General features: G+C 72.3%; 23 protein-coding genes. 12 read left to right on the forward strand and 11 right to left on the reverse strand.

Going from position 1 to position 26,864, the window contains the following annotated elements:
- The first annotated feature begins 88 nt into the window (after positions 1 to 88).
- The gene (locus C8N24_RS09530) at positions 89 to 1,528 is read left to right on the forward strand and encodes a hypothetical protein (RefSeq protein WP_121249811.1); all 1,440 of its coding nucleotides are present in this window, start codon (positions 89 to 91) and stop codon (positions 1,526 to 1,528) included.
- 21 nt (positions 1,529 to 1,549) lie between these two features.
- Here the strand turns inward: C8N24_RS09530 and C8N24_RS09535 are convergent, their stop codons facing one another.
- The 3 genes from C8N24_RS09535 to acnA are packed head-to-tail and all read right to left on the reverse strand — an operon-like array spanning position 1,550 to position 6,079.
- A complete protein-coding gene (locus C8N24_RS09535; protein WP_121249812.1) occupies positions 1,550 to 2,218 on the reverse strand; it encodes a haloacid dehalogenase-like hydrolase in 669 nt (222 codons plus the stop codon).
- The gene (locus tag C8N24_RS09540) at positions 2,219 to 3,277 is read right to left on the reverse strand and encodes a M42 family metallopeptidase (protein ID WP_121249813.1); all 1,059 of its coding nucleotides are present in this window, start codon (positions 3,275 to 3,277) and stop codon (positions 2,219 to 2,221) included.
- On the reverse strand, positions 3,278 to 6,079 hold the full coding sequence (acnA, locus tag C8N24_RS09545) for an aconitate hydratase (RefSeq protein WP_121249814.1): 2,802 nt from the start codon (positions 6,077 to 6,079) through the stop codon (positions 3,278 to 3,280).
- Positions 6,080 to 6,237: 158 nt separating this feature from the next.
- Here acnA and C8N24_RS09550 point away from each other — a divergent pair, with 158 nt between their 5' ends.
- On the forward strand, positions 6,238 to 6,855 hold the full coding sequence (locus tag C8N24_RS09550) for an SHOCT domain-containing protein (RefSeq protein WP_147447720.1): 618 nt from the start codon (positions 6,238 to 6,240) through the stop codon (positions 6,853 to 6,855).
- A gap of 3 nt (positions 6,856 to 6,858) precedes the next feature.
- Positions 6,859 to 7,842, forward strand: a complete 984-nt coding sequence (locus C8N24_RS09555) for a hypothetical protein (protein WP_121249816.1) — start codon at positions 6,859 to 6,861, stop codon at positions 7,840 to 7,842.
- Here C8N24_RS09555 and C8N24_RS09560 read toward each other — a convergent pair.
- Positions 7,839 to 8,648 (reverse strand): metallophosphoesterase family protein, encoded by an 810-nt coding sequence (locus C8N24_RS09560; protein WP_170178973.1) that lies wholly within the window; start codon positions 8,646 to 8,648, stop codon positions 7,839 to 7,841. The two genes, C8N24_RS09555 and C8N24_RS09560, sit on opposite strands and share 4 nt — an antisense overlap.
- 45 nt (positions 8,649 to 8,693) lie before the next feature.
- Between C8N24_RS09560 and C8N24_RS09565 the strand changes: the two genes are divergently transcribed.
- The 5 genes from C8N24_RS09565 to C8N24_RS09585 are packed head-to-tail and all read left to right on the forward strand — an operon-like array spanning position 8,694 to position 12,407.
- The gene (locus C8N24_RS09565) at positions 8,694 to 9,335 is read left to right on the forward strand and encodes a nucleotidyltransferase (RefSeq protein ID WP_121253087.1); all 642 of its coding nucleotides are present in this window, start codon (positions 8,694 to 8,696) and stop codon (positions 9,333 to 9,335) included.
- A 12-nt stretch (positions 9,336 to 9,347) separates the two neighbouring features.
- On the forward strand, positions 9,348 to 10,472 hold the full coding sequence (locus C8N24_RS09570; RefSeq protein ID WP_121249818.1) for a baeRF10 domain-containing protein: 1,125 nt from the start codon (positions 9,348 to 9,350) through the stop codon (positions 10,470 to 10,472).
- A gap of 2 nt (positions 10,473 to 10,474) precedes the next feature.
- A complete protein-coding gene (locus tag C8N24_RS09575) occupies positions 10,475 to 11,284 on the forward strand; it encodes an NAD(P)-dependent oxidoreductase (protein ID WP_121249819.1) in 810 nt (269 codons plus the stop codon).
- A complete protein-coding gene (locus tag C8N24_RS09580) occupies positions 11,266 to 11,805 on the forward strand; it encodes a nicotinamidase (RefSeq protein WP_121249820.1) in 540 nt (179 codons plus the stop codon). Before C8N24_RS09575 ends, C8N24_RS09580 begins: the two co-directional genes overlap by 19 nt.
- Positions 11,802 to 12,407 carry a protein-L-isoaspartate(D-aspartate) O-methyltransferase gene (locus tag C8N24_RS09585; protein ID WP_121249821.1) on the forward strand — a complete coding sequence of 202 codons (606 nt, stop codon included), beginning with the start codon at positions 11,802 to 11,804 and terminating at the stop codon, positions 12,405 to 12,407. The genes C8N24_RS09580 and C8N24_RS09585 overlap by 4 nt, the downstream gene beginning before the upstream one ends.
- On the opposite strand, the gene C8N24_RS09590 is transcribed toward C8N24_RS09585, so the two are convergent.
- On the reverse strand, positions 12,400 to 13,491 hold the full coding sequence (locus C8N24_RS09590; RefSeq protein ID WP_121249822.1) for a nicotinate phosphoribosyltransferase: 1,092 nt from the start codon (positions 13,489 to 13,491) through the stop codon (positions 12,400 to 12,402). The two genes, C8N24_RS09585 and C8N24_RS09590, sit on opposite strands and share 8 nt — an antisense overlap.
- Positions 13,492 to 13,567: 76 nt before the next feature.
- Here C8N24_RS09590 and C8N24_RS09595 point away from each other — a divergent pair, with 76 nt between their 5' ends.
- The 4 genes from C8N24_RS09595 to C8N24_RS09610 are packed head-to-tail and all read left to right on the forward strand — an operon-like array spanning position 13,568 to position 17,435.
- A complete protein-coding gene (locus C8N24_RS09595; protein ID WP_121249823.1) occupies positions 13,568 to 14,956 on the forward strand; it encodes an aldehyde dehydrogenase family protein in 1,389 nt (462 codons plus the stop codon).
- The gene (locus C8N24_RS09600; RefSeq protein ID WP_121249824.1) at positions 14,956 to 15,777 is read left to right on the forward strand and encodes a fumarylacetoacetate hydrolase family protein; all 822 of its coding nucleotides are present in this window, start codon (positions 14,956 to 14,958) and stop codon (positions 15,775 to 15,777) included. The genes C8N24_RS09595 and C8N24_RS09600 overlap by 1 nt, the downstream gene beginning before the upstream one ends.
- Entirely contained in the window at positions 15,778 to 16,761 is a 984-nt protein-coding gene (locus tag C8N24_RS09605) for an alcohol dehydrogenase catalytic domain-containing protein (protein ID WP_121249825.1), read from the forward strand. It begins immediately after the preceding gene.
- On the forward strand, positions 16,758 to 17,435 hold the full coding sequence (locus C8N24_RS09610) for an SDR family oxidoreductase (protein WP_121249826.1): 678 nt from the start codon (positions 16,758 to 16,760) through the stop codon (positions 17,433 to 17,435). Before C8N24_RS09605 ends, C8N24_RS09610 begins: the two co-directional genes overlap by 4 nt.
- Here C8N24_RS09610 and C8N24_RS09615 read toward each other — a convergent pair.
- The 6 genes from C8N24_RS09615 to C8N24_RS09640 all read right to left on the reverse strand — a co-directional run bounded on the left by C8N24_RS09615 (position 17,401) and on the right by C8N24_RS09640 (position 26,842).
- Entirely contained in the window at positions 17,401 to 17,697 is a 297-nt protein-coding gene (locus C8N24_RS09615) for a DUF3817 domain-containing protein (protein WP_121249827.1), read from the reverse strand. The genes C8N24_RS09610 and C8N24_RS09615 overlap by 35 nt on opposite strands.
- A gap of 14 nt (positions 17,698 to 17,711) precedes the next feature.
- A complete protein-coding gene (locus C8N24_RS09620) occupies positions 17,712 to 18,659 on the reverse strand; it encodes an NADPH:quinone reductase (RefSeq protein WP_121249828.1) in 948 nt (315 codons plus the stop codon).
- A complete protein-coding gene (locus C8N24_RS09625; RefSeq protein WP_170178974.1) occupies positions 18,656 to 19,939 on the reverse strand; it encodes a mandelate racemase/muconate lactonizing enzyme family protein in 1,284 nt (427 codons plus the stop codon). Before C8N24_RS09625 ends, C8N24_RS09620 begins: the two co-directional genes overlap by 4 nt.
- Before the next feature lie 63 nt (positions 19,940 to 20,002).
- Positions 20,003 to 22,078: a M14 family zinc carboxypeptidase gene (locus C8N24_RS09630; RefSeq protein WP_245971912.1), complete on the reverse strand. Its 2,076-nt coding sequence runs from the start codon at positions 22,076 to 22,078 to the stop codon at positions 20,003 to 20,005.
- Between the two features lie 111 nt (positions 22,079 to 22,189).
- The gene (locus C8N24_RS34625) at positions 22,190 to 25,600 is read right to left on the reverse strand and encodes an amidase family protein (RefSeq protein ID WP_121249831.1); all 3,411 of its coding nucleotides are present in this window, start codon (positions 25,598 to 25,600) and stop codon (positions 22,190 to 22,192) included.
- Between the two features lie 69 nt (positions 25,601 to 25,669).
- Complete coding sequence (locus C8N24_RS09640) at positions 25,670 to 26,842, reverse strand: AAA family ATPase (RefSeq protein ID WP_245971807.1); 1,173 nt, start codon at positions 26,840 to 26,842, stop codon at positions 25,670 to 25,672.
- Between the last annotated feature and the right edge of the window lie 22 nt (positions 26,843 to 26,864).

The raw sequence follows: 26,864 nt of genomic DNA on the forward strand, positions 1-26,864 counted from the left end.
GATCGACCGACGCGGGAGTCTGCGAGTGGGCGCGTGCGCCGTGGTTACGCGGCCGTGAACGGGGGAGCGCTCCGTAAGCTGGTCGACAATGGTCGAAGTGACGTTGATCGCGCTGGCGCTGGTCGCCGGCGTCACCGGCGCGTGGTCGCCGTGCGGGTTCTCGATGGTCGAGACCCTGGCGCCGTCGGGCTACGCCGGGCGGATGCGGGTGACCGTCGTGGCGTGCACGACATTCGCGGCCGGCGCGCTCGTGGGCGGCGTGATCACGTTCGGCGGGCTCGCGCTCGTGGGCTCGTGGCTCGGCGCCGCGGCGCCCGCGGCCGCCGCGCTGATCGCGCTGGCCGCCGCCGTCGGTGAGGCGCGCGGGGCGCGGATCATGCCGCAGGTCCGCCGCCAGGTGCCCGAGTCGTGGCGGCGCGTGCTGGCCGTGCCGCTGGCCGCCGGGCTGTACGGCGTGCTGCTCGGCCTCGGCTTCACGACCTTCATCCTCACGTTCGCCGTGTGGGCGCTCGCGGGCGTGTCCGTCGCGCTCGGCGACCCGGCGCTGGGACTGGCCGTCGGCGTCGCGTTCGGCGTCGGGCGAACGTTGCCGGTGGTCGTGCTCGCGCCGTTCGGCGGCGGCGCGGCCCACGCCGCGATGGCCGAGGAGCCCCGGATCCTGCGTTCGCTCAGGCTCGCCGACGCGGCCGCGCTGGCCGTAGTGGCCGTCAGCCTGTTCGCCGCTCCCGCCCAGGCGCAGTCGGTGAGCGCGACCGCGATCGGCTTCGCCGACCCGAGCGTGGACGGCCAGACGCTCGCCCTCCACCGCCCCGGCGGCTTCGGCGAGCTCCGCGGCCCGGGCGGGGTGCAGCCGGTCGCCGGCAACCACCCGGCGGTCGGCGGCGGGCGCCAGGCCTGGATCGAGAACGGCCACGTCGTCGTCTTCGGCGTGCAAGCCTTCTCCGCCCCGGAGGCCGACAGCGTCGCCGTGTCCAACACCTTCGTCGTCTGGCGCCAGGGTGCCGAGCTGTGGGCCGCGTCGCTGACGGACCTCACGCCGCGCCAGGTCGTGGTCGGCGCGGTCGGCCGCCCGGCGCTGAGCGGCAACCTCCTCGTGTACGACGTGGACGGCCGCATCGAGTCGGTCGACCTCGCGACCGGCGTCCGCACGATGCTCCGCCGCGAAGCCCGCGCCCAGCTCCGCGGCCCGTCGATCGTCGGCCTGGAGCTGACCTACGTCCGCGCCACCTACTCGCGCCAGCAGGTCCGCATCGGCCGGCTGCGGCTTCAGCGGGTCGCCAGCGACCAGGCGATCTACGGCACGTACCCCACCGCCCGCCGCGACGCCGGCCACGAGCCGAACCGCTTCCCGGCCAAGGGGCACATCAACAAGCCGCTGTGGGAGCGGCCGCCGGCGGGCGTGCAGGACACGTTGACCACGACGGCGGCGAACTCGTCGGCCGTGTGGGTGACGCGCGTGCGCAAGCGCCCGGGGCAGGTCCCGTTCGCGACGGTGCTGGTCGTGCCGCGGGTCGCCGCGAACGGCTGATCGAGCGCCCGCTGGACCGAACTAGACCCAGTCCTGCAAGACGGGGAGCAGGGCGCGCGCGTCGTCGGCCACCGCGTCGGCCTCGGCCAGCGCAGAGACCGGGTACGGCCCGGTGGCCACCGCCGCCACGCGCACCTCGTCGACCCGGGCGCACGCGATGTCGCGCGGTGTGTCGCCGATCACGACGGTGCGATCCCGCGACCACGCCGGAGACGACGCACGCTCGCGCGCGATCCGCGGCAGCTCGCCGCGCTGCTCGTGGTCGGAGCCGAAGCCGCCCTGGCCGGGCTCGAAGTAGTGGCCGATGCCCGCCGCGGTGAGCTTCCGCCGGGCCACGGCCTCCAGGTTCCCGGTGACCAGAGACAGGCGGAACGCGTCAGGGCGCGCCGCCAGGGCCTCGAGCAGCTCGACCATCCCCGGCGCGACCTTGGCCGACAGGTCCGGCGGGCACAGGCGCTCGTACTCGCGCACGGTCTCGTCCACCCAGGCCTCGTCCAGGTCGTCCACGCCCACGGCGGCGAGCAGGTCACGCGCGATCGCGCGGTCCGTGCGCCCCGCGTACTCGACCGCGTCCACCGAGGTCAGGTCGACGCCGTGCACGCGGCCGGCCGCGGAGCGCAGCGCGGCCGCGTGCTCGACCGAGGCACGCTGGAGCAGCGTGCCGTCGATGTCGAACAGCAACAGGAGCAACTAGCGCCTGAAGTCGATGTCCGCCGGCAGGCGCTGGGCGAACGCGGCGAGCAGCTTCGCGGCCGCCTCGACGTCGCTCAGCTGGACCATCTCGACGGGGGAGTGCATGTAGCGCAGCGGGACGCTGACGACCGACGACGGGATGCCGGCACGCGAGATGTGGATCGCGTCGGCGTCCGTGCCCGTGCCGCGCGCCGAGGCGTCGACGGTGAACGGGATGCCCTCGGCCTCGGCGGTCTCGTACAGCAGCTCGAACACGGTCGGGTCCAGGGTCGACCCGCGCGTGATGACGGCGCCGCTGCCGAACCGGTGCTTGCCGAGCTCCTGCTCGGAGATGCCCGGCTGGTCGGTGGCGAAGGTCACGTCCACCGCGATGGCGACGTCCGGCCGGAGCGAGTACGCCGTCGTCCGTGAGCCGCCGAAGGTGATCTCCTCCTGGGCGACCGCGACCGCGTAGACGTCACCGGGCGCACCGCCGGCCTCGGCCACGAGCCGCGCCGTCTCCAGCGCGACGAAGCAGCCGAGGCGGTTGTCCATCGAGCGCGAGACGAACCGGCCGCCGGGCAGCTCGATCGGCTCGCCCGCGATCACCGCGACGTCGCCGATCCGCACCAACCCGCGCGCCTCTTCACCGGATGCGGCGCCGATGTCGATGTGCAGGTGCTTGAGCTCGGGGACCTTCTTGCGGTCCTCGTCCTTCATCAGGTGGATCGGCTTCTTGCCGACCACGCCGGAGACCGCGCCGTCACGCGTCGCGATCTCCACACGCTGGCCGACGAGCACGACCGGGTCCCACCCGCCGACGCCGGTGAACCACAGGAACCCGTCGTCGTCGATGTGGTGGACGATCAGGCCGATCTCGTCGATGTGGCCGACGATCGCCACCGACTTGCCACCGCCGGTGCCGGGCACGCGCGCGACCGTGGAGCCCACGGTGTCGTAGGTCACCTCGGCGCCGAACGCCGCCGCCGCGTCGCGGAACACCGCGGCCGGCGCCTGCTCGTACCCGGACGGGCCGGCTGCGGTCAGCAGCCGGCGCAGGGTCTCCGGAAGCGCCATCTAGGCCGCCAGGAGCTGTCGGAGCACGAACGGCAGGATGCCGCCGTGCTGGTAGTACAGGACCTCCTTGGGGGTGTCGATGCGCACCCGGACCTTGAACTCCTTGTCGTCGGCGCGCACGGTCACCTCCTTGGCCTCGCCACCGTCGATGCCGGTGATCGAGAACTCCTCCTCGCCGGTGAGCCCGAGCGACTCGGCGCTGTCGCCGTCGAGGTACTGCAGCGGCAGCACGCCCATGCCGACGAGGTTGGAGCGGTGGATGCGCTCGTAGGACTCGGCGATCACGGCGCGCACGCCGAGCAGCTTCGTGCCCTTGGCCGCCCAGTCGCGGGACGAGCCCGAGCCGTACTCCTTGCCCGCAAGCACGAGCAGCGGGACGTCCGCCTCCGCGTACTTGATCGACGCGTCGTAGATCGTCGTCTCCTCGCCGGACGGCTGGTGGCGGGTAAAGCCACCCTCCGTGCCCGGCGCGAGCTGGTTGCGCAGGCGGATGTTCGCGAACGTGCCGCGCACCATCACCTCGTGGTTGCCGCGGCGCGAGCCGTAGGAGTTGAAGTCCTTGACCTCGACGCCGTGCTCGTTGAGGTACTCGGCGGCCGGCGTGCCCTTCTTGATCGCGCCCGCGGGCGAGATGTGGTCGGTCGTGACGCTGTCGCCGAGCTTGGCCAGCACGCGCGCGCCCTCGATGTCCACGGGAGCGGTCGGCTCCTTCGGGATGTCCTCCAGGAAGGACGGGCGGCGCACGTAGGTCGAGTCGTCGGCCCACGCGAAGCGGTCGCCCTCGGGAATCTCCAAGCCGCGCCAGCGCTCGTCACCCTCGAAGGCCGACTCGTAGGACTTCTTGAACATCTCCTCGCTGACCGAGCCCTCGACGAGGTCCGCCACCTCCTTGGTCGTGGGCCAGATGTCCTTGAGGTAGACGTCCTCGCCGTCGGAGCCTTCGCCGAGCGGCTGGTCGAGCAGGTCGATGTCCATCGTCCCCGCGATCGCGTAGGCGACCACCAGCGGCGGCGAGGCCAGGTAGTTCATCTTCACGTCGGGGTTGATGCGACCCTCGAAGTTGCGGTTGCCCGAGAGCACGGACACCACGGCGAGGTCCTCGGCGTTGACGACGTTGGAGACCTCCTCCGGCAGCGGGCCGGAGTTGCCGATGCACGTCGTGCAGCCGAAGCCGACGAGGTGGAAGCCGAGTGCCTCCAGATCTTCGACGAGACCGGCCTGCTCGTAGTACTCCATGACGACCTTCGAGCCCGGCGCGAGCGACGTCTTCACCCACGGCTTGGCCTTCAGGCCACGCTCGCGCGCCTTGCGGGCCACGAGGCCGGCGGCGAGCATCACGGACGGGTTCGACGTGTTCGTGCACGAGGTGATCGCGGCGATCACGACGTGGCCGTGGTCGAGCTCGGTCTGCGTGCCGTCGGCCGTGGTGAACGGCACCGCGTGCGTCGTGCGCTCGGCGACCTGCACGCGGGAACCCTCGTGCGGGTCCTCGGAGTCGTCGTGGCCAGACCCGTTGCCGTTGTGCGCGGGCGGGTCGGAGGCCGGGAACGACTCCGCGACCTCCTCGTCGACGTCGGTGCCGCCGTCGGTGTGCGCGGTCGGCTCCGGGTCCGGCAGGATGTCCTCCAGCGCGCCGCGGAACGCGGCCTTGGACTCGGTGAGGACGACGCGGTCCTGCGGGCGCTTCGGGCCGGCCAGCGACGGGACGACCGTGCTGAGGTCCAGCTCCAGCGTCTCGCTGTAGGTCGGCTCCTCGGAGTGCTCGTCGTGCCACAGGCCCTGGGCGCGGGCGTAGGCCTCGACGATCTCGCACTGCTCCTCGGAGCGGCCCGTGAAGCGCAGGTAGCGGACGGTCTCGGCGTCGATCGGGAAGATCGCGCAGGTCGAGCCGAACTCCGGCGACATGTTGCCGATCGTCGCGCGGTCGGCGAGCGGCGTGTTGGTCACGCCCGCGCCGTAGAACTCGACGAACTTGCCGACGACCTTGTGCTCGCGCAGCATCTGCGTGATCGTCAGGACGAGGTCGGTGGCGGTCGCGCCCTCGGGCAGCTCGCCCTCGAGCTTGAAGCCGACCACGCGCGGGATCAGCATCGACATCGCCTGGCCGAGCATCGCGGCCTCGGCCTCGATGCCGCCGACGCCCCAGCCGAGCACGCCCAGGCCGTTGATCATCGTGGTGTGCGAGTCGGTGCCGACGAGCGTGTCCGGGTACAGCACGCCGTCGCGCTCGAACACGCCGCGCGCGAGGTACTCGAGGTTGACCTGGTGGACGATGCCGGTCTCCGGCGGGACGACCACGAAGCCCTCGAAGGCCGTCTGGCCCCAGCGCAGGAACTCGTAACGCTCCTGGTTGCGCTCGTACTCGCGCTCGGTGTTGAAGCGCAGCGCCTCGCGCGTGCCGAACTGGTCCACCTGCACCGAGTGGTCGATGACCAGCTCGGCCGGGACCAGCGGGTTGATCTTCGCCGGGTCGCCGCCCAGGTCCGACATCGCGTCGCGCAGGGCGGCGAGGTCCACGATGGCCGGCACGCCGGTGAAGTCCTGCATCACCACGCGCGCGGGCGTGAACGCGATCTCCTTGGAGGGCTCCGCGTTGTGGTCCCAGCCGGCGAGCGCCTCGATGTCCTCCTTGCGGACCGAGACGCCGTCCTCCGTCCGCAGGAGGTTCTCCAGGAGGACCTTCAGCGAGAACGGCAGGCGCGCGACGTCGAACTTCTCCTGGAGCGCGTCCAGGCGGTAAATCTCATAGGAACGCCCGCCGACCTCGAGATCGGCCTTGGCGTTGAACGAATTGTCTGACACGGTTTCAAAGCTCCCGTAGGAGTGGATTTTCGTGCCAATGAGCCTACCCCCGACGCGGGTTTCAGGCTCCTTCCGTTCGCGGACTCGGCGGTCCACCCCCACCGAAGGTTCGGTTTTCCCGCTGGCAGGCGGTTCCGGGCGACCCGTACGATCGCCGCGTGCTCGTGAGAACAACGATCGGGATGGGCGGTGCGGCCGGTGGGCTGACGCTCCTGACCTACGGGATCGCGCAGGCGATCGAGAACGGCAGCTGCGGAACCGACGAGTACGGCAACGTCCTCGGCGCGCCCTGCCCGGACGGGTTCGGCCCGATGATCCTGCTGATGATCCTCGGCGCGTTCGCGGCGCTCGCGGGCGCCGCCCTCGCGAGCTCGCTCGTGCGGTTCATCCTCCCGGCGATCATCGCCGTGTGCGCGGGCGTGCTGCTCGGCTTCCTCGACGTCAACGAGACCGACACGCGTCCCGGCTTCGAGGTCATCGCCGTGGTCGCCGCGCCGATCGCGGCGTTCTGCGTCCCGTTCCTCGGCCGCCGCCGGTCGCACGGGCACGCGGCGCCGTGGCGCGAGGCCACCCCGGACTCGCCGCCGCCGATGGCCGCGACGTTCGCGAGCGCCCCGCCGAAGTGGCAGCCGGCCGCCCCGGCGGCCCCGGCCGCGACCAAGGACGCCGAGGACATCGCCGCGCGCCTGCGCCAGCTCGACCAGCTCAAGGCCTCCGGCCTGCTGGACGACGCCGCGTACGACGAGCAGCGCAAGCGAATCCTCTCGGAGCTCTAGGCCATGCGCGCACTTGCCGTCTTCTTCGGGCTGATCGCCACGCTCGCCGGCGCCTACGGTGGCTTCGCGCTGATGCGCGAGGTCGGCCCCGCGGACCTCACCGGCCAGTACGGGCGCGGCGACGCCGCGATCACCGGCAACCTCATGCAGAGCGAGAACTTCGCGCGCGTGAAGGAGGCTCTGGAGCGCGAGCTGGGGCCCGACGGCCGGATCTCGTACCTGAACGTCGAGCTGCTGGAGGCCTCCGCGACCGCCGTCGAGGGCGGCCGCCAGGTCAACGTCCGGATCGACGCCGCCGGCCGCTCCGAGCGCAACGAGTCCGGCGAGGCCACGCCCACCGGCACGATGCCCGTGAGCAAGCTCGACGCGGACGCGCTCGACGTGATCCGCGAAGCCGCCCGCGAGGAGACCGGCGAGCCGGTCAAGAACGTCACGCTCCAGGGCGGCAGCCGCCAGTGGACGGTGTACATGCTGCGCGGCGAGCCCGACTCGTTCGTCGCCAACCTCGACGGCAAGGGCCTGCGGCTCTCCGGCGAGCCCAACCCCGAGCCGGTCGGCGGCGCGCCCGACTCGCTGCTGCGCGCGAAGAACCTCCAGAAGGTGCTGGACGCGGTGGCCAAGGAAGGCGACCGCGTGCTCGACCTGACCGTGTGGCCCGAGCGGGCATCCGTGCAGGTCGAGTCCAAGGGCCGCGGCGTGAGCCTCAGCTACGGCTACGACGCTGAGCTGACCGGCCGCGACGTGCGCTCGCTGAACGGGAGCTACGAGTCGATCCCGCTCGAGCGCGTGGACGCGCGGGCGCTCGAGCGGATGGCCAAGAGCAAGTACGTGAAGGGCCTCAAGCGCGCGCAGTACGCGATCCTGCGCCCGCAGCCGATCGAGAACACGCCGCAGTGGCTGCTCTACCTGCCCGAGGGCAACGACCCGCCGTACGTGACCGCGAACCTCAAGGGCCGCGGCCTGTCGTGGCCGGGCCGCGGCTTCTAGTGGACCTCTGACGGGACTCGCCGGCGCTCGCCGGCGAGCTCGAACACCCAGAAGTCCTCGCCCAGCACGGGCACGCTGACGTTGTAGACCGGCACCTGCCCGAGCCGGCCCTCGAACGTCCCCGCGTGCGCGTGGCCGTGCAGGACCAGGTCGGGGTTGTGCTCGAGGATCGGCGGGGCGAGCCGGTCGGTGCCGAGGAACGTCCAGATCGCCTCGCGCTCGCCGACGAGCGTCTCCGTCGTCGGCGCGTAGTGCATCAGCACGATCCGGAACGGGCACATCTGGATCGCGCGCAGGCCTTCGTCCAGCGCCTCGGCCTCCTCCACGCTCTCGCGGTAGACGCCGCGCAGCGACGGCTCGCCGAAGTCGGGCAGGTGCGTGCCCGGGAAGCCGCCCATGAAGCCCTTCACGCCCGCGATCCCGACCTGGGTCTCGCACAGGTCCAGCGTCTCGTGCGAGTGCTCCTTGTCGAGCACGATCACGCCCGCCTCCTGCAGGACGGCCTTCAGCTCGTCCGCGCGGTCGACGTGCCAGTCGTGGTTGCCGAGCACGGTCAGCACGGGAACGCCGACGTCACGCACGGCGTCCGCGACGATCTGCGCCTGGTGCGGCTCGCCGTGGGTGGTCAGGTCGCCGGCGAGCAGGATCACGTCGACCCGGTCCTCGAGCGCGGCGAACGTGGCGCGGGCGCGCTCGCGGTCGTCGTCACGCTCGCCGTAGTGGATGTCACCGGCGGCGGCGATCCGGATCCGGCACTCCTCCCGGCGCTCGGCGGGCCGACCGTCCGTCGCGATTGTCGAGCTCATATCCAAAACGGCTACCCGATCGAAGGCGACGGGTAGCCCTTGAACATGGCCACGGATGAGCAGAGCCCCTTCTCGGACCTCGAGAGCTCGTTGAAGCGGTCCGCCGCCGCGCTGCGCGAAGCCGACATCCCGTTCCTGCTGGGCGGAAGCCTGGCGAGCTGGGCCCGCGGAGGCCCGGAGACCCGCCATGACCTCGACCTGATGCTCAAGCCCGAGGACATCGAGCGGGCCGTCGCCGCGCTGGGCGACGCCGGGATGCGGTTCGAGGACCCGCCCGAAGAGTGGTTGGTGAAGGTCTGGGACGGTGACACGCTCGTCGATCTGATCCACCATCCCAAGGGCACGCCGGTCGATGACGCCCTGATCGAGCGTGGCGAGGTAATGTCAGTGCTTGGCATGGAGATGCGCGTGATGGCGCTCGAGGACGTGCTCGTGACGAAGCTCATGGCTCTGGATGAGCACGCGCTGCGCTACGAGTCGCTGCTGGCCATCGCCCGCGCGCTGCGCGAGCGCATCGACTGGGACGACGTCCGCTCTCGCACCACCCAGTCCGTCTGGGCGAGAGCGTTCTTCGTGATGCTGGAAGGCCTCGGGGTCGTCCCCGAGGCGAGTCCGACGACCGGCGGGCATGAGACCCGGGTGCGGGTGTTGACGCCCCGGAGTTCAGCCGCCGCAAACGTGGGGTAGGCGCGACAACATATGGCCGAACCGATCACGCAGGCCCGCCTTCGGGCACTCTCCGCCGTGCACCCTGAGCAGGGGCGCGTGCTGTCCGTGTTCCTGAACCTCGACCCGACGCAGTTCGCCACGGCGAACGCGCGATCATCCGCCATCACCTCCGTGATGACGGCGGCCGCGCACAAGGTCGACGAGGCGGATGGGCTCTCGCATGAGGAGCGCATGGGGTTGCGCGACGACGTCGAGCGGGTGCGCGAAGTGCTCGAGAATGGCGAGATCGCCCAGAACGGGACGCGTGCCGTCGCGGTCTACGCGTGCGGCGCCGAGGACCTGCTCGAGGTCATCAAGCTGCGGCGGCCCGTCGAGAACAAGGTGTGCCTGGAGCGCACGCCGTTCGTCGAGCCGCTGGTGCTGCAGGGCACGGACGAGCGCTGGATGGTGCTTCTGGTCAACCGCCGCGCGGCGCGCCTGTTCTTCGGGCCGGGCGACGCGCTCGAGGAGACCGACCGCCTCGTCGACGACGTCCACCAGCAGCACAAGGTGGGTGGCTGGTCGCAGCTCAACTACCAGCGCTCGGTCGAGAAGGAGGTCTCCGACCACCTCCAGAACGCGGCCGACCTCGCCTTCGACCTCTACAAGAAGCAGGGCGCCGACCGCGTCCTCGTCGGCGTGCCCGCCGAGCTGATCAGCGAGTTGAAGGGCAAGCTGCACCCGTACCTGCTCGAGCGCGTCGCGGGCAAGATCCAGGTCGACGTCGAGAACGCGTCGCTGGACGACGTCATCGCCGCCGCCGGCCCCGAGATCACCGCGCACGTCATGCGCTGCGAGCGCGAGGCGCTGGACCGGCTGCAGGCCGGCGTGGGCAGCGGCGGCCGTGGCGCGGCCGGCATCGAGGAGGTGCTCGACGCCCTCAACCAGGCGCGGGTGGAGACGCTGCTGATCGCCGAGAACTTCCACGCGAGCGGCCGCGTGGACTTCCAGGCCGGGTTGCTGCTGCCCGAGACCGCCGACGGCGGTGAGCCGGTGACGGACATCGTCGAGCCGGCGATCGAGAAGGCGATCGAGCAGTCGGCGAACGCGATGGTCGTGCGCCATCACACCGACCTCGAGCCGCTGGGTGGCATCGGCGCGGTGCTGCGCTTCTAGCCATGCGCATCGCGGTCCTGGGCACGGGCATCATGGGCGCGCCGATGGCGCGCAACCTCGCGGCCGCGGGGCATGAGGTCCGTGCCTGGAACCGCACCGCGTCCAAGGCCGAAGGGCTCGGCGCCACCGTCTGCGCGGAGCCGTCCGACGCCGCCGACGGCGCCGAGGTCGTGATCACGATGCTCGCCGACGGCCCGACGGTCGCTTCGGTGATGGACGGCGTGACGCTGTCCGACGGCGCGGTGTGGTGGCAGGCCAGCACGGTCGGCGTCGAGTGGGCCGCGAAGCTCGGCGACGCCTACGTCGACGGGCCCGTGATGGGCACGCGCAAGCCCGCCGAGGACGGCAAGCTCACCGTGCTCGCGTCCGGCCCGGGCCGCGAGCGGCTCGGCGACGTGTTCGCGCCGGTCGCCGGCAAGGTGGTCGACCTCGGGGACGCGGTCGGCGCCGGGCAGCGGATGAAGCTCGTTGGCAACTCGTGGGTGCTGTCGCTCGTCGAAGGGCTGGCCGAGACGATCGCGCTCGCCGAGCGCCTCGACGTCGACCCGCGCGACTTCCTGAAGATGATCGAGGGCGGGCTGATGGACACGCCCTACGCGCGGCTCAAGGGTGAGCCGATGATCGCCCGCGAGTTCCCGCCCAGCTTCCCGCTCGCGCTGGCGGCCAAGGACGCCGGGCTGATCGCCGAGGCGGCACCCGACCTACCGCTCCCCAAGCTGATCCGCGACCAGATGCTGCGCGCCACCGACGCCGGGCACGGCGAGGAGGACGTGGCCGCTACGTTCATGGCTGTATGGCGCGAGCACTCGTAATCGTCGACTTCCAGAACGACTTCACCCCGGGCGGCGCGTTGGCCGTCCCGCACGGCGACGAGATCGCCGAGCGGATCAACGCGCTCGCCGCGTCCGGCGACTACGACCTGATCGTCGCGACGCGCGACTGGCATCCCGCCGACCACGGCTCGTTCGCCGAGCAGGGCGGGCCGTGGCCCGTCCACTGCGTCGCCGGCACGCAGGGCGCGCAGCTGCACCCCGCGCTCGACCAGACGCGGATCGACTTCACCGTCGACAAGGGCCAGGCCGTCGACACCGACGGCTACTCCGGCTTCGAGAGCACCGACCTCGAGGCGATCCTGCGCGAGCGTGGCATCACGCAGGTGACCGTCGTCGGGCTGGCCACGGACTACTGCGTCAAGAACACCGCGCTGGACGCGCTCCGCGCGGGCTTCCAGGTGACCGTCGACTCCACCGCCGTGCGAGGCGTGGAGGTGGAGGAGGGGGACTCCGAGCGCGCACTCGCCGAAGTGCGCGCCGCGGGTGGCGTAATGGCGTGAGACGGGGGCGCGAGCGGCTGCTGGCCCAGCTGCGCCCGCACGTCGCGGACGAGCACGTGCTGGCGGCGGTCCACGCCGTGCCGCGCGACCGCTTCGTCCCGCCCCGGCTGGTCCGTGAGGCGTGGGACAACGTCCCGCTGCCGATCGGCAGCGGCCAGACGATCTCGCAGCCGCTGGTGGTCGCCCGCATGTGCGAGCTGCTGCGGCTGCGCGGGGACGAGCGGGTGTTGGACGTCGGCACCGGGTCGGGCTACCACGCCGCGATCCTCGCGCAGCTGGCCGCGCACGTGTGGAGCGTCGAGCGGCACGCCGCGTTGTCGGCTCAGGCGGCCGAGAACCTGGCGGCGGCGGAGGTTCGCAACGTCACGCTGCTCGTCGGCGACGGCGCGCGCGGCCTGCCCGAGACCGCGCCGTTCGGCGGGATCAACATCGCCGCCGCGGCCGCCGCGATTCCGCCGGCGCTGCAGGAGCAGCTCGCGCGCGGCGGGCGCCTGGTCGCCCCCGTCGAGGAGGGCGAGCAGCGCCTGGTCGTGATCGAGCACACCGCGCGCGGCTTCGAGCGCACCACGCTGGAACGGGTGCGCTTCGTCCCGCTTATTTGACGAGGTCCAGGCGCGGGTTCGGATGGTACTCGCGACCGACCTTGGCGGCCGGCTTGCCTTCGTTGAGCACGACGTCGGCGGTGAAGTCGTTGGAGCCGCGGATCAGGCTGGAGCCGACGCCGTAGGAGTCCACGGGGATGTCGGCGGCCTCGAACGCGCGGATCCGGTCGGCGTTGAAGCCGCCCGAGACGACGATCTTCACGTCCGGGTAGCCGGCCTTGTCGAGCTCGGCGCGCGTGAGCTCCACCAGCTCGGCCGCGACGCCCTTGGGCGCGTCGTCGCCGCGCAGGCGGCGCAGCGACTCGTCCGCGAGCGTGTTCGACGTGTCCAGGCGCACGCCCCACAGGTCCTCGCCGAGCGCGTCCGCGACCTCGATCGCGGTCTTCACCGAGTCGTTCTTGAAGTCCACGAGCACGGTGACGTTCATGTCCCGGCTGAACCGGTCCGCGAACTTGCGCGCGGCGAGCGCCGTGTCCCCGTTGTAGGCCGCGATCAACGCGTGCGGGACCGTGCCGATGCCGCGACCGCCCCACCAGGACGCCTGCGCGTCGGTGGAGACGCCGATCGAGCCACCGATGTGGGCGGACCAGCCGTCGCCCGTCTGCACCAGCCAGTGGTCGTGGCGGGCGGGGAAGTACAGGATCGGCTTGCCGTTGGCGGCCTCGACGACCTCGCGCACGTTGCGCATGATCAGCGTGCGGCGGGCCATCACGCCCAGGTAGACCGTCTCCAGGTGGGCGAACTCCGCGTAGTCGCCCTCGATCGTCATCACGGTCTCCCACGGCTCGATCTCGTCGCCCTCGTGGAGCGCCTTGACCTCGAGCTGGTCGAACGTGTTGACCCACTCGTCGCCGTCGTAGTGCCCGGTGCCCTGCTTGAGCACGGCGATCGCCTCGTCGACGCCGCCGAGGATCGAGTCCTTGCGCTGGAACACCTGCATCAGCACGCGCGGGTGGTGGCCGTCGGCCTCCAGCAGCTGCTTGGTCAGGTTGAAGTAGGTGTCGGAGTAGTAGCCGTCGCGGATCTTCTCGACCGGCAGGCGGAAGACGGAGGGCGGAAGACGGACACGCTCACGGGTCGCCATGACCCAAAAGGCTACGACACCGCTTTGCGACATCCGTCGGAAGGGTCGTCCGGCCGGGAGTACTAGCGTGCCCGACATGAGCACGCAGACGATCGAGAGCCGGTCACCGCAGGATCAGTCCGATCTGGTGGTGTCCGCGCCGGCCGCGGATCGCGAGGCGGTCGCGGCGGCGTTCACGCGCGCCCGTGAGGCCCAGAAGGAGTGGCGGCGCAACGCGGTGGCCCGGGCCGATGCGCTCGCGGCGGCGGCCGCCGCGGTCGACGCGGCCAAGGACCAGATCGTGGACCTGATGGTGCGTGAGGTCGGCAAGCCGCTGACCGAGTCGGTCATGGAGCACGGTCGTGCGGTGCGCATCCTGCGCTACCAGGCGCAGGCCGCGCTCGATCCCGACGGGGACACGCTGCCCGCCGCGCCGCCGGCCGACCCGCGCACGCTGCTGCTCGCCCGTCGCCGCCCGCGCGGCGTCGCCGGCCTGATCACGCCCTGGAACTTCCCGTTCGCGATCCCGCTGTGGAAGGCCGCGCCCGCGCTCGCGTACGGCAACGCCGTCGTGCTCAAGCCCTCCAGCGACGCGCTCGCGTCCGCGCTGCTGCTCGAGGAGATCCTCGGCGCGCACCTGCCCGAGGGCATCTTCAACGTCGTCGCCGGCGGGGGCGAGACCGGCCAGGCCGTGATCGAGCAGGCCGACGTCATCTCCTTCACGGGCTCGACCAACGTCGGCCTCCAGGTCGCGCAGGCCGCGACCGCGCGCGGCATCCCCGCGCAGGCCGAGATGGGTGGCCTGAACGCGTCGATCGTGCTGCCCGACGCGAACGTCGAGACCGCCGCGAAGATCATCGCCGGCGCCGCGATGGGCTACGCCGGCCAGAAGTGCACCGCGACCGGCCGCGTGATCGTCCTCGGCGACCCGGCCGAGTTCACCGACGCGCTCGCGGCCGCCGTCGACGCGCTCCCGCTCGGGGATCCGAAGGAGGCCGGCACCGTCGTCGGCCCGGTGATCAACCCGCCCGCGCGCGAGGCGCTCGTCGGCGCCGCCGTCGCCGCGCCCGGCGACGGCGGCCGCGTCGTCACCGGCGGCCAGGCGCTCGACGGCCCCGGCCTGTTCTTCTCCCCCACCGTCGTCGACGGCCAGGAGCCGACCGCCAAGCTCGCGCAGGAGGAGGTGTTCGGCCCGATCGTGACCGTGCTGCGGGCGGCCAGCGCCGATCAGGCGGTCGAGATCTCCAACAGCGTCGCCTACGGCCTCGTCACCTCCGTCTTCACGAGCGACCTCGACAACGCGTTGACGGTTGTGGAAGGGCTCGAGACGGGCATGATCCGGGTCAACATGCCGACCTCAGGTGTCGACTTCCACGCGCCCTTCGGGGGCGAGAAGCAGTCGTCGTTCGGTCCGCGCGAGCAGGGCAAGGCCGCGCGCGACCACTACACGACGACCCACACCATCACCATCGGCCCGGCCGGCTGATGGCGCTCTGGCGGGTCCAGACCGCGGGCGGGGAGCGCCTTGCCCGCGGGCCGGTGGAGGCGGGACCGGTGGAGCTGCTCGACGGCACGCTCGACCAGCTGCTGGCCGCCGGCACCCTCGACGCGCCGGCCGCCGGGCCGGTGCCCGCCGGCTCCGTGATCCTCGCGCCGGTCGCCGGCCAGGAGGTGTGGGCCGCGGGCGTGACCTACCAGGCGTCCCGCGCCGCCCGCAACGACGAGTCCAAGGGCGCGCACGACTTCTACGACAAGGTCTACGACGCCGAGCGCCCCGAGCTGTTCTTCAAGGCCGCGCCCGGTCGGGTGCGCGGCCCCGGCAACGCGATCGGCGTCCGCGAGGACTCGGGCTGGGACGTCCCGGAGCCCGAGCTGGCGCTGGTCGTCAGCGCGCAGGGCGAGATCCTCGGCTACACGATCGGCAACGACGTCTCGTCGCGCTCGATCGAGGGCGAGAACCCGCTCTACCTGCCCCAGGCCAAGGTCTACAAGGGCAGCTGCGCGCTCGGCCCGTGCATCGTGCCGGTCGCCGAGGCGCCCGCCGCCGAGGAGCTGGAGATCACGCTCACCATCTCCCGAGCCGGCGATCAGGTGTTCACCGGCTCCACGCAGACCGCGCTGCTCAAGCGCAGCCTCCCCGAGCTCGTGTCATGGCTCTACCGCGCACAGGATTTCCCGGTGGGCGCGGTGCTGTTGACGGGTACGTCGGTGATCCCGGCGGTCGAGTTCACGCTGCGCGGCGGCGACGAGGTGCGGATCGCGATCACGGGGCTGGGTGAGCTGGTCAACACCGTCGAGGTGATTTGAGTGAGAGCCATCGTCTGGCAGGGCCCGAACGAGATGACCGTCGAGGAGCAGCCGAACCCGCCCGACCCCGGGCCGGGCGAGCTGATCCTCCAGCCCGAGGCGGTCGGCATCTGCGGCTCAGAGGTCGAGGGCTACCTCGGCCACATGGGCAACCGCACGCCGCCGCTGGTCATGGGCCACGAGTTCGCCGGGACGGTGATCGCCACCGGCGAGGGCGCGCAGGACCTGCAGGGCGCGCGCGTCGCCGTGAACCCGCTGTCGGGCTGCGGGGAGTGCCGGCTCTGCCTGGCCGGCGACACGAACCTGTGCCGTGACCGGATCCTCGTCGGCGTCCACGTTCCCGGCGCCTTCGCGGACTTCGTCAAGGTACGCGCGGCTGACGCCCGCCGGCTCCCCGACGACGTCTCGATGCGCGTCGGCGCGCTGATGGAGCCGCTCGCGAACGGCGTCCACGCCGTGCGACTGGCGCCGAAGGGCGCCGAGCGGACCGTCGTGATCGGCGCCGGGACGATCGGGCTCGTCACGCTTCAGGCGGCGCTCCTGGAAGGCCTCCCGCACGTGGCGGTCGTCGAGCGTGACGAGACGCGGCGCGCCCGTGCGGTCAAGCTCGGCGCCCACGCGGACGGCGCGGAGCCGGGCGAAGCCGACCTCGTGATCGACGCGGTCGGCGCGGAGGCCACCCGCCGGCTCGGCCTGGAGCTCCTCCGCCCCGGCGGGACGCTCGTGTGCATCGGCCTCGCGAGCGACGACACGACGCTCGGCTTCCACGACGTCATCCGCAGCCAGCACCGGATCCAAGGTTCCTACGCGTACACGATGCCCGACTTCGACCAGGCCCACGAGTGGCTCACCACCGGCGCCGCCGACCTCGGTGACGACCTCGAGCCGGTCCGGCCGCTCGAGGAGGGCCCGGCGCAGTTCGCGCGGCTCGCGGGCGGCCCGCCTCCCCCCGAGTTCAAGGTCTTCCTCGCGGGCACGGCATGAGCCGCACGGTCGTCGTGATCGGCGCCTCGAGCGGGATCGGCCTGGCGACGGCGCGCGCGTTCCTGGACCAGGGCGACGTCGTCCACGCCGCCGCGCGCCGCCCGATCGACCTCGACGGGGCGGCCACGCACAGCCTCGACTTCACCGACCGCGACGCCGTCGACGCCTTCGCCGCGCAGTTCGAGCACGTCGACGCGCTGGTCGTCGCCGCGGGCACGAACATCAAGGACCGCCGCCTGCACGAGCTCACCTACGAGCGCTGGGACCACGTCATCGACGCGAACCTGACCGGGCCGTTCAACGCGCTCCACGCGTTCCTGCCCAGGCTCGGGGGCGGCACCGTCGTGATCATCGGCAGCGTCTCGGGGTCCTGGACCGACCGCTCAGGCCCCGCCTACCAGGCGAGCAAGGCCGCGGTCCTGGCGCTCACGCGCGGCGCCGGCTTCGAGCTCGACGGGGCGGTCCGCTGCACGGCGATCCTCCCGGGCGTCGTGGACACCGAGATCCTCGACAACCGCCCGGAGCCGCCGGACGCGGAGACCCGCGCCCGGATGCTGCGCCCCGAGGACGTCGCCGCGGCGTGCGTGTTCGCGGTGAACCTGCCGCCGCGCGCGTTCGTTCCGGAGCTGACGATCCTGCCTACGGCGTTGCAGTCGATCGGGAAGACGACGTGAGCCAGCGGTCCACGACGTAGCCGCCGAACGGCACGACCGCGCCGAGCAGGATGAGCGCGGTGGTCTTCGTGTCCCACCCCTGCTCCGGGCGCAGGTAGATGGCCATCGCCACATAAGCCACGAACAGCAGGCCGTGCAGCGGGCCGAGGATCGGCACCAGGTCGACGTCGGTGGTGCGCTTGAGGACCGACGCCACGAGCAGGATCAGGAAGCTCGTGGCCTCGGTGAGCGCGACGATGCGGAAGTTCTTGAGCGTGATCACGCGTACAGGGTGACTCAAGCGGCGTCGATGACGACCTTGCCGACGGCGCCGTTCTCGACGGCGTCGTGCGCGGCGGCCGTCTCGGCGAGCGGGAAGCGGTGCAGCGGCTGCGGCGTGAGCGCACCCACGTTGACCGCCTTCGACACGCCGCCGATCGCGTCGTGCAGCGCGGGCTCGGGGATCGTGTACAGCAGCATGAACTTGAAGGCCAGGTTCGCGGTCATCGCCGCGCGCAGCGGCAGCTCGGCCGTCGGCTGGTCGGCGGCGTAGCTGATGATCGCGGCGCCCGGGTTGGTGACCGCGAGGTCCAGCTCGACGTTGGGGCCGAGCGCGACCTCGATCACGCGGTCGACCTTGCCGATCTTGTCCGCCGCGCCGTCTTCCTTGTAGTTGACGATCACGTCCGCGGCGCTCGCGAGCTCGGCCTTCTCGGGCGACGAGACCGTCGTGACGACCTCCGCACCGCCCCACTTGGCGAGCTCGATCGCGAAGTGGCCGACCGCGCCCGCGCCGCCCGCGACGAGCACGCGCTTGCCCTCGACCGGGCCGTCGGAGAACAGGCAGTGGTAGGCCGTCAACGCGGGGACCCCGAGCGACGCGCCGAGCTCGAACGAGGCGTCGCCGAGCGGCACGGCCTTCTCGACCGGGACGATCGTGTACTCGGCCGCCGTGCCGTACGGGCTCTGCCAGGCGGCCAGGTACACCCACACCCGCTCGCCCTTCCACGCCTTCGCCACGCCCTCGCCGACGGCGTCGATCACGCCCGCCCCGTCCTGCCCCGGCACCTGGAACGGGAAGCCCAGCGAGCCGGTCGCGCCGGCCCGCGCCTTCCAGTCGGTCGGGTTCACGCCCGCGACGGCGAGCTTGACGCGCACCTCGCCCGGGCCGGGCTGTGGGGTCTCGATCTCACCGACGGTCAGGACGTCGGAGGCACCGGTCTGGGAGTAGCTGGCAGCGATCATTCGTCGAAGAAGGGCTCGTCGGGACGCGCGTACTGGCGCGCGAGGTCGAGGTTCAGGGTGACACCCAGGCCGGGCTTCTCCGGCACGGTGATGCGCCCACCGTCGATCACCGAACCGCCGCCCTCCCAACCGGCCGCGAGGTCGTTCCAGAACGGGACGCTCATCCCGTGCCACTCGAGCGCGAGGAAGTTCGGGATCGCCGCGCAGATGTGCACGTTGGCGATCGTCCCGATCGGCGACGCGATGCAGTGCGGCGCCATCGAGATGTAGTGCGTGTCCGCGTAGTCGGCGATCCGGCGCGTCTCGAGCAGGCCGCCCGTCTTCTGCGGGTCGGGCGCGGCCACGTCGATCGCCCCGCTCTCGAACGCCTCGCGGAAGCCGTGGCGCATGTAGCCGTTCTCGCCCGTCGCGATCGTCGTCGTCGTCGACTTGGTCACGCGTGCGAGCGCCGGCACGTTCTCCGGCGGCACCGGATCCTCCAGCCACATCAACCCGAGCGGCTCGAGCTCGTGCGCGAGGCGCTGGGCGTCGGCGACCTGGTAGCGCCAGTGGCAGTCGAAGGCCACGTCGACCTCGTCGCCGACGGCGTCGATCACCGCCGCCGCCAGGCCGACCATGTACTTGATCTCCGCGCGCGAGAGCGTGCCGGAGGCGGTGTCCTGCATGTACGGCGTGGGCACGTCGAGGTCGAACTTCAGGGCGCTGAACCCGAGCTCGGCGACCACCTGCTTGGCCCGCTCGGCGTACAGCTCCGGCGTGAAGACCTCGTCGGGCGCGCCCTTGGCGTACGCGCGCCCGTGCTCGGGATTGCGGATCGCGCCCACGGCGGTCGCGTCCGGGCCCTCCTGCCCCCAGCGCGCCGGGCGCTCGACCATCAGCGCGTTCATCGAGTGCAGCGCCTCACCCGCGTGGCAGTCGGCGTACATGCGCACCGAGTCGCGGAACTTGCCGCCGCCGAGCAGGCGGTAGATCGGCACGCCGTAGTGCTGGCCGACCAGGTCCCAGAGCGCCGCCTCGATGCCCGAGATGGCGTTGTAGGCGATGCCCGCGACCGAGCCGGCGCCCGAGCACCCCCAGCGCAGCTTGTTCCACAGGCGGTCGACGTCGCGGGCGTCCTCACCGATCAGCAGCGGCGCGAGGTCGCGGATGATCGCGGTCAGCCCGGGCGCGCCGAAGCACTCGCCGAGGCCGCTCAGGCCTTCGCCCTCGGCATCGACGCGCACGTAGGTCCAGTCGTAGTTCGCCTCGACGACGGCGGTGTGCACCCCGGTGATCCTCATCCCGAGCATCGTGTCAAACCGCGTCGCCGCGGGCGCCTTCGAGCGCCCGCGGCGACCTGCGGCTTACGGGTTGGTCGTGCTCAGCGTGAACGTCAGCGTCTTGCTATACGTCCCGGTGCGGAGCGGATCGGTGCGGCCGATCGCCTGCTTGAAGCCGAGCGTGACGACGTCACCGGAGACCGGCCCGGTGTACGTGAACAGCGTCAGCGGCGACGCGCCGAGCGCCGTGAAGGCGCCGGTCTTGGCCTGCATCTGCAGCGGCTGCGCGAGCGAGAACGTGCCGTTGACGAGGTGACCCGGGGTCGGGCCCGCGTCGGACACGGTCAGCGTCGCGTCGCCGGCCGTCGAGGTGACGGTCGCGTCGGACGACGTGACGTACTCCTTCTCCACGCCCGGCAGGAACGGCCCGAGGACCGCCGGCGCGCCCAGCGAAAGCGACAGCGTGGCCGGGACGGTGCCACCGACCGTGGCGCCGTCGCAGGAGCCGTAGTAGCGGACCGCCGTGCGCAGCATCGGCAGCACCGACGCCGAGTCCAGCATCGGGGCGACGAGGCCGCCGAGCGGCTGCTTGAGCGGCACGAGCACGCCGCTGCCCCACGGCACGACCTTGATGCCGTGGATGGCGAGGCGCTGCTCGATCGAGCCCGCCTGGATCGGCGTCGGGCTCATGCTCGTGCGCGGGGCCGTGTAGTCGGCCTGCGTCATGAAGTAGCCGCACGGCCGCGGGTCGAGGATCCGCTCGGCGAGCGGGGTGTCGACGTCCGGCTGGTCGCTCGGGTTCGCGCCGACGCTCGGCGTGAGCGGCCACGGGTAGGAGCCGCGCAGCACCGTGCGGTTGATCGTGTCGCCCGCCTGGTAGGCCGCGGACGCCTTGTTGAGGGCCACGATCGAGGCGAGCCGGGCGTTGAAGTAGCGCAGGCCCTCCCAGTTCTCCCACAGGTGCCCGTAGGCCTTGCGCTGCTCGTTCGGACGGGTGTTGGTGCCGCCTTCGGCCGGGCGCGTCGTGCCCGGCGCCGCGCGGGCCTCGCCGAGCATGCTGATGCCGTTCTTCAGCGCGCCCGTGTTGCGCAGGATGCCCTCGTGCGAGTCACCGCCGGTGCTGTACGGACCCATCCACCAGCCGGACGTCGCGGCCGCGCCGTACATCCAGTCGATGACCATCGACTTGCCCTCCTGGAAGAGGGGCTCGTAGACGTTCAGGTGGCGTGCGGAGAGGATCGGCAGGTCCTCGCTGTCGCCCTCGTGGTTGTCGATCGACACGTCCGGCGTGTAGTCGCGCAGCAGCTGCGCCTGCGCCTTGGTCTCGGCCTGCTCGATCAGCGCGTGGTCGCGGTTGAGGTCCTGCCCGGTCGAGTTGCCGCGCTGGTTGAGCGCGCGGCCGTCCGGGTTGCTCGACGGCATGATCAGCACGGTGATCTTGCTCAGCATGTCGAGGATCGCCGGATCGGTGGTCGTCGACAGCTGGCGGGCCATCGTGAAGCACGTCTCGCGGCCGGAGGCCTCGTTGCCGTGCACGTTGCAGTTGACCCAGTACGTCGGCTTCGCCGAGATCTCCGCCGCGGTGTCGGGCGGCTTCGGGTAGCCAATGATGTACAGGTCCAGCGGCCGGTTCTGGATCGTGCGCGTCAGCTCGACGCGCCGGAAGCGGTCACTCGCGGCGTCCAGCGCGGCGGCGAACGTCTCCTCCTCGGCGGCGCTGGTGTAGACGCGGGAGGCGACCTCGGTCGCGGCGGCGTCGCGCTTCTCCCAGGCCGTCAGCAGCTCCGCCGGGCCGGGATGGCCGAGCGTGGTGGCGCTGACCGCGGTCGAGTACGGCTTGAGCACGGCGGCCGTGCCCGTGCCGAAGCGGGCGCGGACGCGCCAGCGGAAGCCGTCGCCGAGCTTGAAGCCGGAGTCCGCGAACGCGGGCTTGTCCGGCGTGACCGTGCGCTGCGGCTGCCAGACGCCGACGACCGTCCCCGCGGTCGTGTCCGGCGTCCCGATCGGCGCGCGCTCGATCTGGTAGTCCGTCGCTCCCGCCACCGGGTCCCACTTGAGCGTGGCGAACCCCACGTCCTGCGTCACCGTCAGGCCCGTCACCTGATCTGGCTCCTGCGCGGACGCCGCGGCCGGAAACAGCAGCATCGCGGCACCGAGCACCGCGACCAATCCCCTACTCCTCATGAACCCCCCCGGGTCTCGAAGTGGGCGCAACCTACCCGTTCGTCCAGTGCCCGCGCAGCCGCGGGCACTGGAAATGGGCCAACGGGGTTAGGGAGTGGTGGTCGACAGCGTGAAGGTCAGCGTCCTCGCATAGGTGCCGGTGCGGAGCGGCTCCTGCGCGCCGATCGGCTGGCGGAACGTGATCGCGACCTTCGCGTTGGACACCGGCCCGGCGAACGCGGCCGGCGTGAGCTGCACCTGAAGTGGCTGCACAAGCCGGAACGCGCCGTTGGCGAGGTGGCCCGGGTCACTCGTCGTGAGCGTCGCCTCGCCCGCCGTCGAGACCACGTTCGCGGACGTCGACGCGGTGTACGTGTCGGCCACGCCGGGCACGAAGGGCGGGAAGGTCGCCGGTCCGTCGAGCGACAGCGAGAGGGTCGCGGGGACCGTGCCGCCGACGGTCCCGGCGATGACATCGGCGTTCGCGGGCCTGCTCGGCGCGCACGCCCGGGTGGTCACCAGGTACGCGTTGCCGGGGACGCAGCGCCACAGGCTCGGGTTGGTCTCGCTCGGCGGCTTGCGCAGCTTGGTCGCCTGCTCGTAGGCGTAGCCGAACGCGAGCAGCTGGGCCTCGCTGAACGCGCCGCCGTTGAACGCGATCCCGACCGGGTCCCGCGTGCCGGCCGCGTAGCCGGCGGGGACGACGAGCTGCGGGTATCCGGCGCGCGCGCCGAGGCCGGTGAGCGAGCCCGACGGGGTCATGATCGCGTCGAGCCGGTTCGCGGTCAGCGCCGTGTCGATCGCCGCCCGCGCGGCCGCGCGCTGGCTGTCACGCGCCGCGACGTACGCCGCGTTCTGCGCCGGGTCCGTAAGGTCGGTGGCCTGGCTGGCGGTCAGCTGCGTCTGCCCGTACTTGAGCGCGTCGTCGGCGTGGGCGGTGTTGAAGTCGATGATGTCCTTGAGCGACTTCATCGGGGCGCTCTGCGGCAGCCGCGCCAGGTAGGCGTTCAGGTCGCGCTTGAACTCCGGCGTGAGGATGTCGAACGGCGCCGTCGCGCTCGGCGCGGTGATCGACACGGTGGTCGCGCCGAGCGCCTGCACGGCGGTGATCGCCGCCAGGTACTGCGCGTTCGTGCTCGTCACGACGCCGATCCGCCTGCCGGCGAGCGCGTCGGGCTTGAGCGCCGCCAGGTAGTCCGGGACGGTGGCGGGCGCCGCGTCGGTCGCCGGGTCCTCCTCGTCCTTGCCGGCGATCGCGCCCAGCTCGGCCGCCGCGTCGGCGACCGTGCGGGTCATCGGGCCGGCGGTGTCCTGCGTGGCGGAGATCGGGAGGATGCCGGTGCGGGAGACGAGGCCGATCGTCGGCCGCAGCCCGACGATGCCCTGGGCGGCGGACGGCGAGACGATCGACCCCGAGGTCTCCGTGCCGATCGTGATCGCGGCCAGCCCCGCGGCGGCGGCAGCGCCGGAGCCGCTGGACGAGCCGCTCGGCGTGATGTCGGCGTTGTACGGGTTGAGCACCTGGCCGCCGAGTGAGCTGTAGCCGCTCGGCATGCCGCTGGTGAGGAAGTTCGCGAACTCGGACAGGTTGAGCTTGCCGAGCAGGATCGCGCCCGCCGCGCGCAGCCGCGCGACGACCGGCGAGTCCTTGTCCGGGACGCTGTTCTCCAGCGCCACGGAGCCCGCCGTGGTGGGCAGGCCGGCGACGTCGAGGTTGTCCTTGACCAGCACCGGGATGCCGTGCAGCGGGCCGCGGACCGTGCCGGCGGCGCGCTCGGCGTCCGCCTTCGCGGCTTCCTCCAGCGCCTTCGGGTTGATCAGCCGCACGGCGTTGATCGACGGGCCCTCGGTGTTCGTGAGCGCGATCCGCTGCAGGTAGGCCTTGGTCAGCTGCGTCGCGCTGAGCGTGCCGGCGGTCAGGCGCTGCTGGAGGTCGGCGACGGTCGCGGTCTCCAGGGGGAAGTCGAGCGTCACGCCGGTCGCGATCTCCTTGCCGGGCGGGCAGGAGCGCGGCGCGCCGGCGGAGCAGCGCCACGCCGCGGGGTTGATCTCGCTCGGCGGCTTGCGCAGCTTGGTCGCCTGCTCGTAGGCGTACGCGAACGCGAGCAGCTTGGCCTCGCTGAACGCGCCGCCGTTGAACGCGACGCCGACCGGCAGGCGGTTGGCCGGGTTGTATCCCGCCGGCACGACGATCTGCGGGTAGCCGGCGCGGGCGCCGATGCCGGTCATCGAGCCGCTCGGCGTGAGGATCGCGTCGAGGGCGTTCGCAGACAGCGCGGTGTCGATCGCGGCGCGGGCGGCGGCGCGCTGGCTGTCGCGCGCGCTGACGTAGGCGGCGTTGCGCGCCGGGTCGCTCAGGTCGACGTCCTGGCTGTCGGTGAGCAGCGTCTGGCCGAACTTGAGCGCCTCGTCGGCGTGCGCGGTGTTGAACGCGATGATGTCCGCGAGCGACTTGCGCGGTGCGCTCGCGGGGAGGCGGCCGAGATACGCGTTGAGGTCACGCTTGAACTCGGCGGTGAGGACGTCGTACGGCGCGGCCGAGCTCGGCGCGGTGATCTGCACCGTGGTCGCGCCGAGCGCCTGGACGGCGGCGACGGCGGCCTGGTACTGGGCGTTGGCGTTGCTGATGACGCCGATCCGCTTGCCGGCCAGCGCGTCCGTCTTGAGGCCCGCCAGGTAGTCGGTCGCCGGCGCGCCGGCGGTCACCGGGTCCTCCGGGTCCGGCCCGGCGATGGCCTGCAGCTCGGCGGCGGCGTCGGCGACCGTGCGGGTCATCGGGCCGGCGGTGTCCTGCGTCGAGCTGATCGGCAGGATGCCGGCGCGGCTGACGAGGCCGATCGTGGGCCGCAGGCCGACGATGCCCTGAGCGGCCGACGGGCTGACGATCGAGCCGGACGTCTCGGTGCCGATCGTGAGCGTGGCGAGGCCGGCCGCGGCGGCCGACCCGGAGCCGGAGCTCGAGCCGCTCGGGTTCGCGTCGATGTCGTAGGGGTTGAGGACCTGGCCGCCCAGCGACGAGTAGCCGCTCGGGGCGGTGGTCGACATGAAGTAGGCGAACTCGGACAGGTTCGTCTTGCCGAGGATCACCGCGCCGGCGGCGCGCAGCTTGGCGACGACGGTGGAGTCGCGGTCCGGCACGCTGTGCTCGAGGGCCACGGAGCCGGCCGTGGTCGGCAGGCCGGCGACGTCGAGGTTGTCCTTGACCAGCACGGGGACGCCGTGGAGCGGGCCGCGGACCTTGCCGGTCGCGCGCTCGAGGTCGAGGAGGCTCGCGTCCTGCAGCGCGCGCGGGTTGACGAGGCGGACCGCGTTCAGCCCCGGGCCGCGCGCGTTGACGGCGGCGATCCGGTCGATGTACGCCCGCGTGAGCTGGACGCTCGTCAGCTGGCCGGCGGCCATCTTCCCCGCCGCCTCGGAGACGGTCAGGCGCTCGAGGTCGAGCGCCGGGTCAGCCGCCCGCGCGGGAGCGGCCAGGAGCAGCAGACCTACGACCGCGCAGGCCAACGACGTGAACCTCATGACACCTCATCCCCCCGATTTGGACTCGCGCCCGCAACTGATGCCGGGCGCGCGGGGAGCTGTCAAGGCTCACGGCAGCTTGTTGGACCGTAGGTAGGCCAGCAGGTCGTCGAACTGGCCGCCGGAGTTGGCGTACCGCGCGTGGCTGTGGGCGAGCGCGAACCACGCACGGGTGGACGGCGCCGTCCGCGCCGTCGCCCACTCGAGCTGCGGCTGCGTGATCGGGTGCATGGCGCCGGTCCGGACCGACTCCTGCAGCGCCAGCTCGGCCGCCGAGTCGACGATGTGGACGATGTCGGCGGCCGAGCAGCCGTCGGTGCGGCGGGCCAGCTCCACCGGATCGACGCCGCGCACGGGTCGCCCGTCGAGCGCCTTGCGGAAGATCGTCTCCCGGGCGAGCGGGTCCGGCGGGACGACGAGCACCGTGTGGTCCAGCCGCCTGGGACGCCGCAGCGCCGGGTCGACGTCCCACGGGTGGTCGGTGGCAGCGAGCACGAAGACGCCCGCGTGGTCGGCGTCGAGCTCCGCCAGCAGCTGGTCGACCACCCGCGGGTGGACCGCGTCGAGGTCGTCCAGGAGCAGCACGCACGGGGCGGCGCGGCTCGCGGCCGCGAACGCGTCGCGCACGCACCGCTCGGCCTCCCCGAGCCACGTGCTGAGCGTGTCCTGCAGGGGGAGCGCGAGGAAGCCGGCGGCCAGCTCACCCGCGACGGCGCGGGCGATGAACGTCTTCCCACAGCCGGGCGGGCCGTAGAGGAGCACGCCGCCACGCGCCTCGGCGCTGCGCGGCGGGGCGAGGAGCGCGGCGTCCAGACGCGCCTTCACGCCCTCCTGGCCGCCCACGTCGTCGAGCGTGACGCGCGGGCGCTCGGCGTCCGGCGGCGCGGCCGCGGCGAACCCGTCCGGGATCTCGAAGGGCTCCTCGGTCTCGTCGTCGGGGTCGGTCTCGACCCAGCGGTCGGCGTCGAACGTCCCGATCGGCTCGCTCGCGGCGCCCAGGAGCCGCCGATAGCGCTCGGCCAGCGCTTGGTCACCGAGCGCACGTGCGGCGTCACGCGCGTTGACGAGCGCCTCGATGTGGTCGGGGTCGTGCCCCAACGCCACCCGCGCGTGCTCGAGCGCCCGCTGGGGGTCGCCCGCCATCACCAGCAGGGACGCCAGATGCACCCGCAGCGCCGGGTTCTCCGGGTCCGCCGCGATGGCCGTCTCGAGCGCAGCGATCACTGACGGGTCGACGGACACGCAGGTGGGGTTACCCGGAGAC

It is taken from the genome of Solirubrobacter pauli (assembly GCF_003633755.1).
GTDB lineage: Bacteria > Actinomycetota > Thermoleophilia > Solirubrobacterales > Solirubrobacteraceae > Solirubrobacter > Solirubrobacter pauli.